This window comes from Pseudomonas fluorescens (assembly GCF_001307275.1).
Taxonomy (GTDB): domain Bacteria; phylum Pseudomonadota; class Gammaproteobacteria; order Pseudomonadales; family Pseudomonadaceae; genus Aquipseudomonas; species Aquipseudomonas fluorescens_AA.
Map to the genome: position 1 here is coordinate 3,195,348 of NZ_CP012831.1, position 14,552 is coordinate 3,209,899.

12 protein-coding genes are annotated in these 14,552 nt (G+C 63.0%); 2 read left to right on the top strand and 10 right to left on the bottom strand.

Annotated features, from left to right (window positions below; all coding sequences use genetic code 11):
* Positions 1 to 95: 95 nt before the first annotated feature.
* The 4 genes from AO356_RS14095 to AO356_RS14110 all read right to left on the bottom strand — a co-directional run bounded on the left by AO356_RS14095 (position 96) and on the right by AO356_RS14110 (position 4,447).
* Complete coding sequence (locus AO356_RS14095) at positions 96 to 1,067, bottom strand: FecR domain-containing protein (RefSeq protein ID WP_060740315.1); 972 nt, start codon at positions 1,065 to 1,067, stop codon at positions 96 to 98.
* A complete protein-coding gene (locus AO356_RS14100; RefSeq protein WP_060740316.1) occupies positions 1,064 to 1,582 on the bottom strand; it encodes an RNA polymerase sigma factor in 519 nt (172 codons plus the stop codon). Before AO356_RS14100 ends, AO356_RS14095 begins: the two co-directional genes overlap by 4 nt.
* 226 nt (positions 1,583 to 1,808) lie before the next feature.
* Complete coding sequence (locus AO356_RS14105; RefSeq protein ID WP_060740317.1) at positions 1,809 to 2,516, bottom strand: PolC-type DNA polymerase III; 708 nt, start codon at positions 2,514 to 2,516, stop codon at positions 1,809 to 1,811.
* Positions 2,513 to 4,447, bottom strand: coding sequence for a putative nucleotidyltransferase substrate binding domain-containing protein (locus tag AO356_RS14110; protein ID WP_305882487.1), 1,935 nt, complete (start codon positions 4,445 to 4,447; stop codon positions 2,513 to 2,515). Before AO356_RS14110 ends, AO356_RS14105 begins: the two co-directional genes overlap by 4 nt.
* A 259-nt stretch (positions 4,448 to 4,706) precedes the next feature.
* Here AO356_RS14110 and AO356_RS14115 point away from each other — a divergent pair, with 259 nt between their 5' ends.
* Positions 4,707 to 5,153 (top strand): response regulator, encoded by a 447-nt coding sequence (locus AO356_RS14115; RefSeq protein ID WP_060740319.1) that lies wholly within the window; start codon positions 4,707 to 4,709, stop codon positions 5,151 to 5,153.
* Between the two features lie 183 nt (positions 5,154 to 5,336).
* Here AO356_RS14115 and AO356_RS14120 read toward each other — a convergent pair whose 3' ends face one another.
* On the bottom strand, positions 5,337 to 7,514 hold the full coding sequence (locus tag AO356_RS14120; RefSeq protein ID WP_060740320.1) for a malate synthase G: 2,178 nt from the start codon (positions 7,512 to 7,514) through the stop codon (positions 5,337 to 5,339).
* Positions 7,515 to 7,944: 430 nt separating this feature from the next.
* On the opposite strand from AO356_RS14120, the gene AO356_RS14125 reads away from it, so the two are divergent.
* On the top strand, positions 7,945 to 8,463 hold the full coding sequence (locus tag AO356_RS14125) for a glycine cleavage system protein R (protein WP_060740321.1): 519 nt from the start codon (positions 7,945 to 7,947) through the stop codon (positions 8,461 to 8,463).
* 217 nt (positions 8,464 to 8,680) lie between these two features.
* On the opposite strand, the gene rarD is transcribed toward AO356_RS14125, so the two are convergent.
* From rarD to AO356_RS14150, 5 genes are all read right to left on the bottom strand, one after another.
* The gene (gene rarD / locus AO356_RS14130) at positions 8,681 to 9,568 is read right to left on the bottom strand and encodes an EamA family transporter RarD (RefSeq protein WP_060740322.1); all 888 of its coding nucleotides are present in this window, start codon (positions 9,566 to 9,568) and stop codon (positions 8,681 to 8,683) included.
* 204 nt (positions 9,569 to 9,772) lie between these two features.
* The gene (locus AO356_RS14135; RefSeq protein WP_060740323.1) at positions 9,773 to 10,747 is read right to left on the bottom strand and encodes a serine/threonine protein kinase; all 975 of its coding nucleotides are present in this window, start codon (positions 10,745 to 10,747) and stop codon (positions 9,773 to 9,775) included.
* Between the two features lie 216 nt (positions 10,748 to 10,963).
* A complete protein-coding gene (locus AO356_RS14140; protein ID WP_060740324.1) occupies positions 10,964 to 12,865 on the bottom strand; it encodes a PhoX family protein in 1,902 nt (633 codons plus the stop codon).
* A 67-nt stretch (positions 12,866 to 12,932) separates the two neighbouring features.
* Positions 12,933 to 13,697 (bottom strand): TOBE domain-containing protein, encoded by a 765-nt coding sequence (locus tag AO356_RS14145; protein ID WP_060740325.1) that lies wholly within the window; start codon positions 13,695 to 13,697, stop codon positions 12,933 to 12,935.
* Positions 13,698 to 13,755: 58 nt separating this feature from the next.
* Positions 13,756 to 14,496, bottom strand: a complete 741-nt coding sequence (locus tag AO356_RS14150; protein ID WP_060740326.1) for a ComF family protein — start codon at positions 14,494 to 14,496, stop codon at positions 13,756 to 13,758.
* Positions 14,497 to 14,552 lie beyond the last annotated feature (56 nt).

A 14,552-nucleotide genomic window follows, 5' to 3' on the forward strand; every position in this document is an offset into this window, starting at 1 on the left:
CGAGCAAGCTCGCTCCCACAGGATGATTCGTGGGCGACCCGGTCAATGTGGGAGCGAGCTTGCTCGCGATGAGGCCATCACTGACACAAAGCCATTCAGGGCTTGGCTTCAGCCCGTGGCCCCACCACCACCCACCACCGCGTGTGATGCTCGACCTGCACCGGCAAGGTCGGCAGCAGGGCGGTCAGCGCCAGGTCGGTGTCGTGCAGCGGGAAACTGCCGGTGATGCGCAGGTCGGCCACTTGTGGCTCGACACCGAGGTAGCCGCGCCGGTAACGCCCCAACTCATGGATCAGGTCTTCAAGGCGGGTGTTGTCCACCACCAGCATGCCGCGGGTCCAGGCATCGGCGCCGGGGCTCAGGGCAACGGTCGGCCCGAGGCCGTCGCGACGCATCAGCACTTGTTGGCCTTCGCGCAGGATCTGTTCGCTGTCCGTGGCCTGGGGATGCGCCGCCACGGCGGATTTCAACACGCTCAGGCGCGTGCCTTCGTCTTCACGCTTGACCAGGAATCGTGTGCCCAACGCGCGCAGGCGGCCTTCGCGGGTCTCGACGATGAACGGGCGCGGGTCGTCGTGGCCGGTTTCCACCAGGATTTCGCCTTCCTGCAGGACGATACGGCGCTGCTTGTCATCGAAGCGCACGTCCAGCGCACTGTGGGTGTTGAGGTTGATCAGCGTGCCGTCGCTCAGGCGCAGGGTGCGTTGCTCGCCTGTCGCGGTGCGCTGATCGGCCAGCCAGTAATCCAGCGGCAGACGTTCACTGGCAAACAACGCCAGGCCGATGACCGCGACAACGCTGGCCAGGCCGCTGCCGATCTTGCGTATCCGTCGACGAATGCTCACCCGCGATTGCAGCAACGCCGCCCGCGCCGGCCCGTTGGCCACGCTGAAGCGCTGGTCGAGCATGCCCAATTGCCGCCATGCCCGGGCGTGTTCTTCATCGGCGGCATGCCAGCGGGCGAACGCTTCATGCTCCTGGGCGTTGCTCGTGTCCAAAGACAACTGCCAGGCAATGGCGGCATCCAGCACGCTGGCCGAGACCGGTTTGGCATGGGCCTGGCTCATGTCGGTTCACCGTACAGGGCGATGTAGCACTGTCGGATGCCCTGGGCCAGGTACTGCCGTACCCGCGGCACCGAAACCCCCAGGCGCTCGGCGATTTCGGCGTGGCCGAGGCCGTCGAGGCGGTTATAGAGGAAGGCTGCACGGGCCTTGCTCGACAGTTTGCCGAGCAGGCGATCGATGGCCTTGAGGTCTTCCAGGATGATTTGCTGTTCTTCCACCGAGGGCTGCTCGGCCTCGGGGATCAGCATCAGTTCGGTGAGGTAAGCCTGCTCCAATGCCGCTCGACGGAAATAATCGAACAACAGGCCCTTGGCGATGGCCACCAGAAATGCCCGGGGCTCGCGGGGCGTCTTCAGGTCCTCGCGTCCCAGCAAGCGCACAAAAGTGTCCTGGCTCAGGTCTTCCGCCCGGTGCGCACACGCCACGTTGCGTCGCAGCCATGCCAATAGCCAAGCGCGATGGTCACGGTACAACGCACCAACCAAATCACTGTGGGGGCTAGGAACTGACGACACGGAGCATCACCGATGTTTTAAGTAACGAGAATTGTTCGCGATTGTGGCAGAGGCGGGGGCGGGAAAGCAATTGGCGCTGGTCGGGCAGTGCAGGTAAGGAAATTGAGGCCGGGTTCTGTGTGGGAGCGAGCTTGCTCGCGATAGCGGCAGGTCAGTCAACATCAATGCTGACTGACAGTACGCCATCGCGAGCAAGCTCGCTCCCACAGGGTAGTGTGTTCATCTTTCAAAGCGAAGGCGCCTGTTGCCGCCGTTTCCACTGGCCCAGGCGCTGTTGCAGGTCAAGCGGGCTGTGGATCTGTTGCTGGCGGGCGCGGCTGAACAGGATCAGCGCCAGTTCCGCCGTGGCCAGGGCGTCGGCGCTGGCGTTGTGGCGGTCGAAGACTTGCAGCTTGAACCAGTCGATCCACTCGTCCAGGCCGGACTTGCGCAGGTTGGCTTGTGGACAAAGCATCGGGGCCAGGTCCGCCACGTCGAGGAACGGATGCTGCAGGCGATAGCCCAGATGGTCTTTCAAGGCGCGCCCGAGCATGTGGGAATCGAACGGCGCGTGAAAGGCCAGCAGCGGGCTGTCGCCCACGAACGCCATGAACGCCAGCAGCGCCTCGGCCGGGTCGCTGCCGGCGGCGATGGCACTGGGCGCCAGGCCATGGATCAACACACTGGGCCCGAGCTTTTGCTGATTGCACTGCAAGGTACGTTCGAATTGCTGGCTGAAGTCGATGGCACCGTCTTCGATGACCACCGCGCCGATGGACAGCACTTGGTCCTTGTTCAGGTTCAACCCGGTGGTTTCCAGGTCCAGGACGACCCAGCGTTGCGCCCGCAGGTCGCCTTCGCCCAGTGGCGAAGGCGCGGGCAGGCGCTCCAGGCGCTGCTGCAGCGCGTCGGGCAATGTCGGCTGGGCCGGGCGCAGCCAGGAAAACAGGTTCACAACTGATACCTCAGCGTCAGGCTGCTTTGCAGGCGTTGGGCCTGGCGCAGGGATTCGCGCAGGATGCGTCGGTCCAGATGGTTGAGGCTGTCGGGGTCGACGCGGTTGGAATAGGGCAGGTTCTCGCGGGTTTGCAGTTGGTGTTGTTGCATGCGAGTCTGCTGGATGAAGTGATAGGCCTCTTCATAGGCCGCGCCATCGAGCGGTTCGATCACTTCCTTGACGACCAGTTGCCGCAGGCGTTCCAGGGTATTGTTGGCTTCGATGCCGTTGGCCAGGGCCAGCAGGCGGGCGCCGTCGACGAAGGGCGTCAGGCCCTGCACTTTCAAGTCCAGGGTCGCCTTTTCGCCATTCTTGCGGCTCAGCACGAAGTCCCTGAAGCGTCCCACCGGTGGGCGATGACGCAGCGCATTCTCGGCCATCATGCGCTGGAACAGGCGATTGTCGGCCACTTGACCAAGGATCTGCTGGCGCAACTGCTCGCAACCTTGCTCATCGCCCCAGACCACCCGCAAGTCGAAATAGATGCTCGAGCCCAGCAGGTTTTCCGGCGTCGCTTCGCGAATGAATGACGCGAAGCGCCGGGCCCATTCGGCGCGGGACAGGCACAGCTCGGGGTTGCCGGCCATGATGTTGCCCTTGCACAAGGTGAAGCCGCACAGGGCCAGGCTCTGGTTGATCTGTTGGGCGATGGGCAGCAGCAGGCCGCGGATCTGCGCGGCATGGGCGGCGTCCCGGGCTTCGAACAATATGCCGTTGTCCTGGTCGGTGTGCAGGGTTTGCTCGCGCCGGCCTTCACTGCCGAAACACAGCCAACTGAACGGCACACCCGGGTCGCCTTTGTCGGCCAGGGTCAGCTCGATGACGCGGCACACCGTGTGGTCGTTGAGCAGGGTGATGATGTGGGTGATCTGGGTCGACGACGCACCGTGGGCCAGCATGCGCTCCACCAGTTGGCCGATCTCGCCGCGCAGGGCCACGAGGTTTTCCACCCTGGGGGCGTTGCGGATGGTCCGGGCCAGGTGCACCAGGTCGACGCGCTGCAAGGAAAACAGATCGCGCTCCGAGACCACGCCACACAAGCGCTGATCCTTGACCAGGCAGACGTGGGCGATGTGGCGCTCGGTCATGGCGATGGCCGCGTCGAAGGCGCTGTGGTCCGGCGAAAGGAAGAAGGGGGCCTGGGTCATGTGGCCTGCGATGGCCTGGGAAAAGTCCCCGGAACCATCGGCCACCACCTGCCGCAGGTCGCGCAAAGTGAAAATTCCCACCGGCGCCTTTTGCTCATTGACCACCACGATGCTGCCGACCTGCTGCTCGTGCATCAGTTTCACGGCTTCGCGCAGCGGCGTGTCCGGGCTGCAGCTCACTGGATGGCGCATCGCCAGTTCACCCAGCCGCGTATTGAGGGAGTACTGGGTGCCCAGGGTTTGCGCGGATTTCTGCTGGACCTGTTGGTTGACCTGGTCGAGCAGGCTGCTGACCCCGCGCAGGGCGAAATCGCGAAACGGGGCGGACAGGGCGAAGAGCTTGATGAAGGCCAGTTTGTTCAGTTGCAGGCAGAACGTGTCTTCGCCGGCCCGATGCTCGGTGCGCGTGGCCCGCTCGCCCAGCAGCGCGGCCAGGGGGAAACATTCGCCGGTGGTGATCTCGAAGGTGGTCTCGGTGCCACCCTTGGCCGAATGCGGGCGTTCGCCCACCACCCGGCCCTGCTTGACGATGTAAAAGTGCTCCACCGGGCCGTCGGCCGGTTTGATGATGGTGTCGCCCGGGGCGTAGAAACGCAGCAGGCATTGCTCCACCAGATAGGCCAGGTGGGCGTTTTCCATTTGATTGAACGGCGGAAAGCGCTGGAGAAACTGCAGCGTCCCCTGGATGTTTTGCAACACCGCGGTTTTCCCTGCCTGGATGAAGGCGTCCGCTTTTTTCATAACCATTACGCAGTCTTATTCGAATTGTTGTGGTCGGATCTGTTCTCCATGGTCGGCCCCTCAGCGCGGGGTGCCCATTGGACGTAAGTCTAGGTCGCGGCCTAAGGGCCGGACTCACAGAAAAGTCTTACGCCAGGCGTCAGAAAAATCTTCATTGAATGTTCTTGGAAAAAAATCCGACGAAGTGCACATTGAAGCGCCGCAGAACGATGTCTGACCACTGTGCCAGGGGATCGATTTAAAGAACGTAGAGAGCACCATGTCCGACCACGATATTTTGAGTGACGCCGAGCGCGAGGCGCTGAGTGCCGTCATGTTGGAACCTGACTTGCCGCCGCAGCGCGTCTTGATCGTTGATGACGATAAGGACGCCCGTGAGCTGTTGTCGGAGATCCTGGCATTGGACGGGATTCACTGCATGACCGCCGCCAGCGGCGAAACGGCACTCAAGATGCTGGAAACCAAGCCGTCGATCGGCCTGCTGATCACCGACCTGCGCATGGGCAATGTCGATGGCCTGGAACTGGTCCGCCTGGTGCGCGAGTCCGAGCGGGCAGCGCTGCCGATCATCATCGTGTCAGGCGATGCCGACGTGAAGGACGCCATCGAAGCCATGCACTTGAGCGTGGTGGACTTTCTGCTCAAGCCGATCGATACCGACAAACTGCTGGGGTTGGTCAAGCATGAGTTGGGGATGGATCTTTAAGACCGTCCGCCGAGGACTGGCGTCATTCAAATGTGGGAGCGAGCTTGCTCGCGATGGCGGCCTGACATTCAACATCTCCATTGACTGCCACACCGCTATCGCGAGCAAGCTCGCTCCCACAGGGGCATGAAAAAGCCCTGATCTTTCGATCAGGGCTTTTTTTGTGCCGCGTCTACCGCTCAATCACAAGCCATTGGCGGCCTTGAACTCGCGACGGCGACGGTGCAGCACCGGCTCGGTGTAGCCGTTAGGTTGCTTCGTGCCTTCGATCACCAGTTCGACCGCCGCCTGGAAGGCGATGTTGCTGTCGAAGTCTGGCGCCAGTGGACGGTACAGCGGGTCGCTGGCGTTCTGGCGGTCGACCACTGGCGCCATGCGCTTGAGGCTTTCCATCACCTGGTCTTGCGTAACGATGCCGTGGCGCAGCCAGTTGGCGATGTGCTGGCTGGAGATACGCAGCGTCGCACGGTCTTCCATCAGGCCGATGTCGTTGATGTCCGGCACCTTGGAGCAGCCGACGCCCTGGTCGATCCAGCGCACCACGTAGCCAAGGATGCCCTGGGCATTGTTGTCCAGTTCGTTCTTGATCTGTTCCGGCGTCCAGTTCGGGTTGACGGCCAGCGGGATGGTCAGGATGTCGTCCACCGAAGCGCGAGCACGCTTGGCCAGTTCGGCCTGGCGAGCGAACACGTCGACCTTGTGGTAATGCAGCGCGTGCAGGGCGGCGGCGGTCGGCGAGGGAACCCAGGCGGTGTTGGCACCGGCCAGCGGATGAGCGATTTTCTGTTCGAGCATCGCGGCCATCAGGTCCGGCATCGCCCACATGCCCTTGCCGATTTGCGCGCGACCTTGCAGGCCGGTGCTCAAGCCGATATCGACGTTCCAGTTTTCATAGGCGCCGATCCACTTCTCGGCTTTCATGTCGGCCTTGCGCACCATCGGGCCGGCTTCCATGGAGGTGTGGATTTCATCGCCGGTACGGTCGAGGAAGCCGGTGTTGATGAACACCACGCGTTCGCTGGCGGCCTTGATGCAGGCCTTGAGGTTGACCGTGGTACGGCGCTCCTCGTCCATGATCCCGACCTTGAGGGTGTTGCGCGGCAGGTTCAGCACGTCTTCGACGCGACCGAACAGCTCGTTGGTGAACGCGGCTTCTTCCGGGCCGTGCATCTTCGGCTTGACGATGTACACCGAGCCGGTGCGGCTGTTGCGGCGCGAGGTGTTGCCGTTGAGGCTGTGGATCGCCGCCAGGCTGGTGACCAGGCCGTCGAGGATGCCTTCCGGCACTTCGTTGCCGTGCTTGTCCAGGATCGCGTCGATGGTCATCAGATGGCCGACGTTACGCACGAACAGCAGCGAGCGGCCGTGCAGGGTCACGCCCGAGCCGTCGACGGCGGTGTAGACACGGTCAGGGTTCATGGTCCGGGTAAACGTCTGGCCGCCCTTGGCGACTTCTTCCGACAGGTCGCCCTTCATCAAGCCGAGCCAGTTGCGGTAGATCACCACTTTGTCATCGGCGTCGACGGCGGCGACCGAGTCTTCGCAGTCCATGATGGTGGTCAGCGCGGCTTCCATCAGGATGTCTTTGACGCCGGCGGCATCGGTCTGGCCGACGGGCGTGCTGGCATCGATCTGGATTTCGAAGTGCAGGCCGTTGTGTTTCAGCAGCACGGCGGTCGGTGCCGAGGCATCGCCCTGGAAGCCGATCAACTGGGCATCGTCACGCAGGCCGCTGTTGCTGCCGCCCTTGAGGGCGACGACCAGTTTGCCGTCGACGATTTTATACGCGGTGGAGTCGACATGGGAGCCGGCCGCCAGGGGGGCCGCTTCGTCGAGGAAGGCGCGGGCGAAGGCGATGACCTTGTCGCCGCGTACCTTGTTGTAGCCTTTGCCTTTTTCCGCGCCATCGGCTTCGCTGATGGCATCGGTGCCGTACAACGCGTCGTACAGCGAACCCCAGCGGGCGTTCGAGGCATTGAGGGCGAAACGGGCGTTCATCACCGGTACCACCAGCTGTGGACCGGCCATGCGGGCGATTTCGTCATCGACGTTCTGGGTCGTGGCCTGGAAATCCGCCGCTTCTGGCAGCAGATAGCCAATGTCTTGCAGGAAGGCTTTGTAAGCCACGGCGTCGTGGGCCTGGCCGGCACGGGCCTGGTGCCAGGCATCGATCCGCGCCTGGAAATCATCGCGTTTGGCGAGTAGGGCTTGGTTCTTCGGGGCCAGGTCGTGGATGACCTTGTCGGCACCGGCCCAGAATGCGCCGGCGGTGAGGCCGGTTCCGGGAATGGCTTCGTTATTCACGAAGTCGAACAGGACTTTGGCGACCTGCAGGCCACCGACTTGAACGTGTTCAGTCATTGCTTGCCTCACTCTGCTCAGCTATTTCGCTTTTCAGCTCTTCGATTTTGACAATGAAGCCTCGGGACATTTAAACCACAAACCCCGGAACCAGTACATGCCATCGCTGGCGGCTGGGTATTCAAGCCTTGCTGACGGGGCTTTTCAGGGATGCGACTGGCCTTAAGCAGACATCGGTACAACAGGGGTATCACGATTATGTAGTGCGCGCTGCGGCATACTACATGATCAATTGCGGTTGTGAAAATTAGACTAATTGCGTCGTTCCGCGACCGACTAAAGCAGTACAGTCACGGCGCGGCTTCTGATGTTCTCAAAAAAACTGTGGATTGTTCCAGATAAATATTAAAACTTGTACACGATTGGCGTGAGCACACAGCACTTGCGCGTCCTGCCTATACTGTTCCTTCCACCACAAGAGGACTGCGCCATGGACCACCTCGTCATCACTGTTTTCGCCCCGGACAAGCCCGGGCAGGTCGAGCGCATCGCCGATTGCATTGTCGAACATGGCGGTAACTGGCTGGAAAGCCGCATGGCGCACCTGGCCGGGCAATTTGCCGGGATCGTGCGCTTCAGCGCCCCGGCCGAGGCCCATGAAGAATTGATCGAAGCCTTGCAGGGGCTGGCGGCCCACGGCATCCGCGTATTGATCGCTGAAAGCGCCGTTGAGGAGTCCTGCACCTGGAAACCCATCACCATGGAACTGGTGGGCAACGATCGTCCCGGTATCGTACGGGACATCACCCGGTTGTTGAGCGAGCAGGGCGTCAATGTCGAGCGGCTGGTGACCCATGTCCGGCCGGCACCGATGAGCAGTGAGCTGCTGTTTCATGCCGAAGCGATCCTGGGCGTGCCTTTGACCTTGTCCCTGGAGACCTTGCAGGAACGTCTGGAAACCTTGGCCGATGAGTTGATGGTGGAGCTCAAGCTCAGCGACGAAGTGTAATGAAGGTTATCCAAGGAAAAACTGCGCCTGCCTGTGGATAACCTGTAGAGACCCGGCTCCAGCCCAGGCCCGCCGGGGCTCAGCGGCCAATGATCAAAAAATCACCAGTTTTCAAGGGCTTGTGCACAAACGGCGGGGATCACGCTGTGGATAACCTTGGGAAAGATAAGCGCAGGCCACGGCGCACGTGGCCTGTAGAGGGTTGTGCGTTTTTTGATCAGCTGCGCCGGCGCATGCTGATCACCGCATCGACGCTGTACACCGCCAGCCCGGCCCAGATGAACAGGAACGCCACCAGCGTGCTGGACGACAGGTGCTCACCGAACAGCAGCACGGCGAGCAACAGCACCAGCGTCGGCGCGATGTACTGGAGAAAACCGATGGTCGTGTAGGGCAAATGCCGTGTTGCGGCGTTGAAGCACACCAACGGCACCAGCGTCACGGGGCCTGCCGCCACCAGCCACCAGGCTTCGGAGGTGGTCCAGAATGCCGCCTGGGCACTGGTGGCCGTCGGGTTGAACAGCAACCAGGCGATGGCGATCGGCACCAGCATCCAGGTTTCTACCACCAGCCCCGGCAATGCCTTGACCGGTGCCTGCTTGCGGATCAACCCGTAGAAGCCGAAGGTCAGCGCCAGCACCAGTGACACCCAGGGCAGGCTGCCCACTTGCCAGACCTGCTGCGCCACGCCGACCGCCGCCAGCCCCACCGCCAGCCATTGCATGCGGCGCAGGCGCTCGCCGAGGATCACCATGCCCAGCAGCACGTTCACCAGTGGGTTGATGTAATAACCCAGGCTGGCTTCGAGCATGCGTTCGTTGTTCACCGCCCAGACGTAGGTCAGCCAGTTGGCCGCGATCAGTGTCCCGCTCAGGGCGAGAATCGCCAGGCGCTGTGGATTGTCCCGCAGTTCGCGCCACCAGCCCGGGTGTTTCCAGACCAGCAGCAATGCCGCGCCGAACAGGGCCGACCACAGCACCCGGTGGATGATGATTTCCACTGACGGCACGCTGGCGATGGCCTTGAAGTAGATCGGGAACAGACCCCAGATGATGTAGGCACTCAGGCCCAGGATATACCCGCGACGCGGGTTGGCGGCTTGCATGCAGAGTCCTTGCTTAGGCAGCTAACAAAGGGGGATTGTAAGGAGATTTGTCAGGTTGTGCTGTGAACCTTTGTGAGCGTTCCAGCGCGAATCCCTTTGTGGGAGCGAGCTTGCTCGCGATAGCGATGTGTCAGTCGACAGAGGTGTCGAGTGTTCGATCGCCATCGCGAGCAAGCTCGCTCCCACAGGGGGACCCGCAGTAGGTCAGAACAGCTTCAACGGCTCTTCATTGAGCGCCGCCAATTGCTCGCGCAGTGCCAGCACCTGGTCGCCCCAGTAGCGCTCGCTGCCGAACCACGGGAAGCTGCGGGGGAACGCCGGGTCGTCCCAGCGCCGTGCCAGCCAGGCGCTGTAGTGCATCAGCCGCAGGGCCCGCAGCGGTTCGATCAGCGCCAGTTCACGCGGGTCGAAGTCGTGGAACTCACGGTAGCCGTCCATCAGTTCCGACAATTGCCCCAGGCACTCCTGGCGATCGCCGGCGAGCATCATCCACAAGTCCTGCACCGCCGGCCCCATGCGGCAGTCGTCCAGGTCGACGATGTGGAACACCTCGTCGCGGCACATCATGTTGCCGGGGTGGCAATCGCCGTGCATGCGGATGTTCTGGTGGGGCGTGGCGGCGTAGACCTCTTCGACGCGCTTGAGCAAGTCCCGGGCGACCGACTCGTAGGCCGGCAGCAGGCTGCGGGGAACGAAGCCGCTCGCCAGCACGGTGGCCAGTGAATCGTGGCCGAAATTCTTCACGCCCAGGGCTTCGCGATGCTCGAACGGCCGGGTCGCCCCGAGCGCGTGCAGGCGTCCGAGCAATTGTCCCAGGCGATAGAGTTGGTCGAGATTGCCCGGCTCCGGCGCCCGGCCACCGCGACGAGGAAACAGGGTGAAACGAAACCCGGCGTGTTCGTGCAGGCTGGCGCCGTTGTGGATCAGCGGCGCCACCACGGGCACTTCGTATTCGGCCAGCTCGAAGGTAAAGCTGTGCTCTTCCAGGATCGCTTCGTTGGTCCAGCGCTGGGGGCGATAGAACTTGGCGATCAGCGGCTCGGAATCTTCGATGCCCACCTGATAGACGCGGTTCTCGTAGCTGTTGAGGGCCAACACGCGGGCGTCGCTGAGAAAGCCGATGCTTTCAACGGCATCGAGCACCAGGTCGGGCGTGAGGGTTTCAAACGGATGGGACATGCTGACTCCTGCGCAGCGGCAGGGCTGCCGCGTCCGGCACAGCATGGTAGCGCAGACAGAGGCAGATAGGTGGCGGCTGTGCTGACGTTATCGCCAGCAAGCTCGCTCCCACAGGGATAGCGGATCCATTGGACTGCCCCCAAAAGCCAGATGGGTGTCCAACTTTTTGGGGGCAATCCACATTGTGGGAGCGAGCTTGCTCGCGATGAGGCGCTGTCAGGCGCCGATGACCCCGCCATCGTCCCGGGTAATCACCATCACCGAAGACCGCGGCTTGCCGTTGGGCAGGTGCTCAGGGAAGGTCGAACCACCGTTTTCCCCTGGATGCTGGATCCCGACGAACAAGGCTTTCTGGTCCGGGGCAAAACTGATCCCGGTCACTTCGCAGCCCACCGGTCCGACCATGAAGCGGCGGATTTCGCCACTGCTAGGGTCGGCGCAGAGCATCTGGTTGTTGCCCATGCCGGCGAAGTCCCCGGCGTTGCTGGAGTCGCCGTCGGTGAGAATCCACAGCCGGCCAGCCTTGTCGAAGCCCAGGCCGTCGGGGCTGTTGAACATGTTCTGCGGGTTGATATTGGACGACCCGGCTTTCGGCGTGCCGGCGTGTACCGTTGGGTTGCCGGCGACCACGAACAGATCCCAGGAGAAGGTCTTGGCGGCATGATCGTCGCGGTCGGTGCGCCAGCGCAGGATCTGCCCGTAGACGTTCTTGGCCCGAGGGTTCGGCCCGTCCACCGGTTGGCCGTCCTCGCCGCGCTTGGAGTTGTTGGTCAGGGTGCAATAGACCTGGCCGTCTTTCGGGCTGACCACGATCCACTCAGGGCGGTCCATGCGGGTGGCACCCACGGCGCTGGCGGCCAGGCGCGCATGGATCAGCACCTCGGCCTGGTCGGCGAAGCCACTGCTGGCGTCGAGGCCGTTCTTGCCGTGGGTCAACTCGATCCACTGGCCCTTGCCTTTGGGGTGGTCCGGGTTGCCGTCGCCGGCATCGAAGCGCGCCACGTACAAGGTGCCGTGGTCCAGCAGGTTGCGGTTGGCCTTGGCATTGCGATGATTGATGCGCTCGCGGCTGACGAACTTGTAGATGAACTCGCCGCGTTCATCGTCGCCCATGTACACCACGGCGCGACCGTCGTTGGTTTGTGCCAGGGCGGCGTTTTCGTGTTTGAAGCGGCCCAGGGCGGTGCGTTTCACCGGCGTGGATTCTGGATCGAACGGATCGATTTCCACCACCCAACCATGGCGATTGAGTTCGTTGGGGTTCTTCGCCAGGTCGAAACGCGGGTCGTACAGGTGCCAGTTGATCTCGCGGCTGGTGACGGTGGCGCCGTAGCGCTTTTGCGCCTCATCGAACTGCAGGTCGGTCTTGCTGCTGCCGAAGCAGTCGGTGAAGTTTTCTTCGCAGGTCAGGTAGGTGCCCCACGGCGTCATGCCGTTGGCGCAGTTCTGGAAGGTGCCCAGCACTTTCTTGCCGCTCTTGTCGGCACTGGTTTTCAGCAGGTCGTGGCCGGCGGCCGGACCACGCAGGCGAATCGGCGTGTTGCCGTGGATCCTGCGGTTGTAGCGCGATTCCTGGACGAACTGCCACTGGCCGCGACGACGCTGGACCTCGATCACCGACACCCCTTCGCTGGCCTGGGCCTTGTGCACGTCTTCGGCCGACTGCGGCTGGCCGCCGTGGGGGAAGAGGTAGCGGTAGTTGGTGTATTCGTTGTTGATCGCCATCAGCGCCCGGTTCTTGTCGCCGGGGAATTCGAACAGGCTCATGCCGTCGTTGTTGTCGCCAAACTGCACTTCCTGTGCGCGGGCAGTTCCATTGCCACTGGGGTCGAACGCCGGTGCATTTTTCTGCAGCGGCTGGCCCCAACTGATCAGCACCGAGGCCTTGTAGCCTGGCGGCAGCGTGACGGTGTCGGCCGTGGCGGCGGCGATGCTGTTGAAACCCAGCAGCCGGCTGTTGCCTTCGCTCACGGCGGCGGCCAGCACGCTGCGGCTCAGCAGGTTGCCGCCCAGGAACATCGCCGCGCCGCACAGGGCGCCGGCGCTGATGAAACTGCGCCGGCTCAGGCCGACGATCTTTTCCAGGTCGGTGGATTGGTTTTCTTCTAATAGGCTCATCATCAGGCTCCCTGCTGGTTTTGGCAGTCACCTTAAAGCGGGTCGATGAAACTATTGTTGCAGCGCGCTACAGCGGTGTGCCGAGCAGCACATTTGTCGCTGAAAACGTCACTTGCACCGGTGAGCCGGCTGCCAGGTCCTGCGCTTGCAACTGAAGCGGGTCGGCCAGGGCGCACAGTGTCTGGCCGTTGGGCAGGCCGATGCGCACTTCGCTGGGGCCGTCTTCGGCGGCGTCGACCTGCTCGATCATGCCGCGCAGCGTATTGATCCCCTGTTTTTCCGCTTGTTCGACGGGGTGCAATTCCAGCCAGCCGGCCTTGATCAGCGCCACCACGTCGGTGCCGACAGCCAGCTCCAGGCGCAACGTGCTGTCATGGGTGATCCGCGCTTCGATGACCAGGCCCCGGGCCAGCTCCAGGCGTACCCGGTCGTTGTGCCCCTGGGCCTCGATGCCCAGGACCTTGCCATGCAATTGATTGCGGGCACTGGTGCGCAGCATCAGGCGACTGAGCAGGCCCAGGTCCCCGGCGTCTTCGCTGGCTTCCAGCAGTTGCGCCTGCAGCGCTTGCAGGCGCTGATACAGGCGCAGCACGCGTTGGCCTTCCTGCGACAGCCTCGCGCCGCCACCGCCCTTGCCGCCGACGCTGCGTTCCACCAACGGATGGTCGGCGAGGTTGTTCAACTCATCGATGGCATCCCATGCCGCCTTGTAGCTCAGGCCCGCGCTCTTGGCGGCGCGGGTGATCGAGCCCTGTTCGGCGATGTGCTGCAACAGCGCGATGCGTTGTGGTCGCCGGACGATGTGTTGGGTCAGGAGCGTGGGCAATGACATGACGGCAAACTGCGTGCAAAAGTCGATGAGCGGACGTTGGCGCCTTGGGCGCGGCACGTCAAGCCGGTTCACCGGGTTTCGGCGTGCGGGCCAAGCAATACACATCGACCCGCGCCGCGCCGGCATCGAGTAACAGGGCGGCCAGGGCCTGGGCGGTGGCGCCGGTGGTGAGCACGTCGTCGACCAACGCCAGGTGACGATTGCGTAACGTCGCCTGGGGCGCGAGGGCAAAGGCCTGGCGCAGGTTTTGGCGCCGGGCCCTGGCGTCGAGGGCCTGTTGGGCGGGGGTGTCCTGGGTGCGTCGCAGCAGGTTTTCTTCGCAAGGGATCGCCAGCGGCCCACTGAGCCAGCGGGCCAGCAGTGCCGCCTGGTTGAAACCGCGCTGGCGCAAACGCCGGGTTGCCAGTGGCACCGGTACCAGTGCGTCGGGTCGTTCCAGCCCTTCGTCGAAATGATGTTGCAGCGATTGCGCCAGCAGTTCGCCCAGCAGCCGGCCAAGGGGCCATTTCGCCTGATGCTTGAAGCGGGTGATCAGGGTGTCTACCGGGAAGTCGTAGGCCCAGGGTGCCAGGACCCGCTCGAAGGCCGGCGGCCGCGAGGCACATTGGCCGCAACGCAGTCCGGCCATGGGCAGTGGCAGGGCGCAAATGCTGCATTGATCGCCGAGCCAGGGCAGCTCGCTTTCGCAGGGGGTGCAGATGGGTTGCGGGGTATCCGTGCTTTCGCCGCAGAGTAGGCAGGATTGCTTATTTTTTAACCAGATGTAAACCGGCCATTTGTATCGTGGTTGACAGCGCATGACTCTTCCTTAAATATGCCGAACATCCGTGTCGCACCTGTGGGTATTGCATGCCC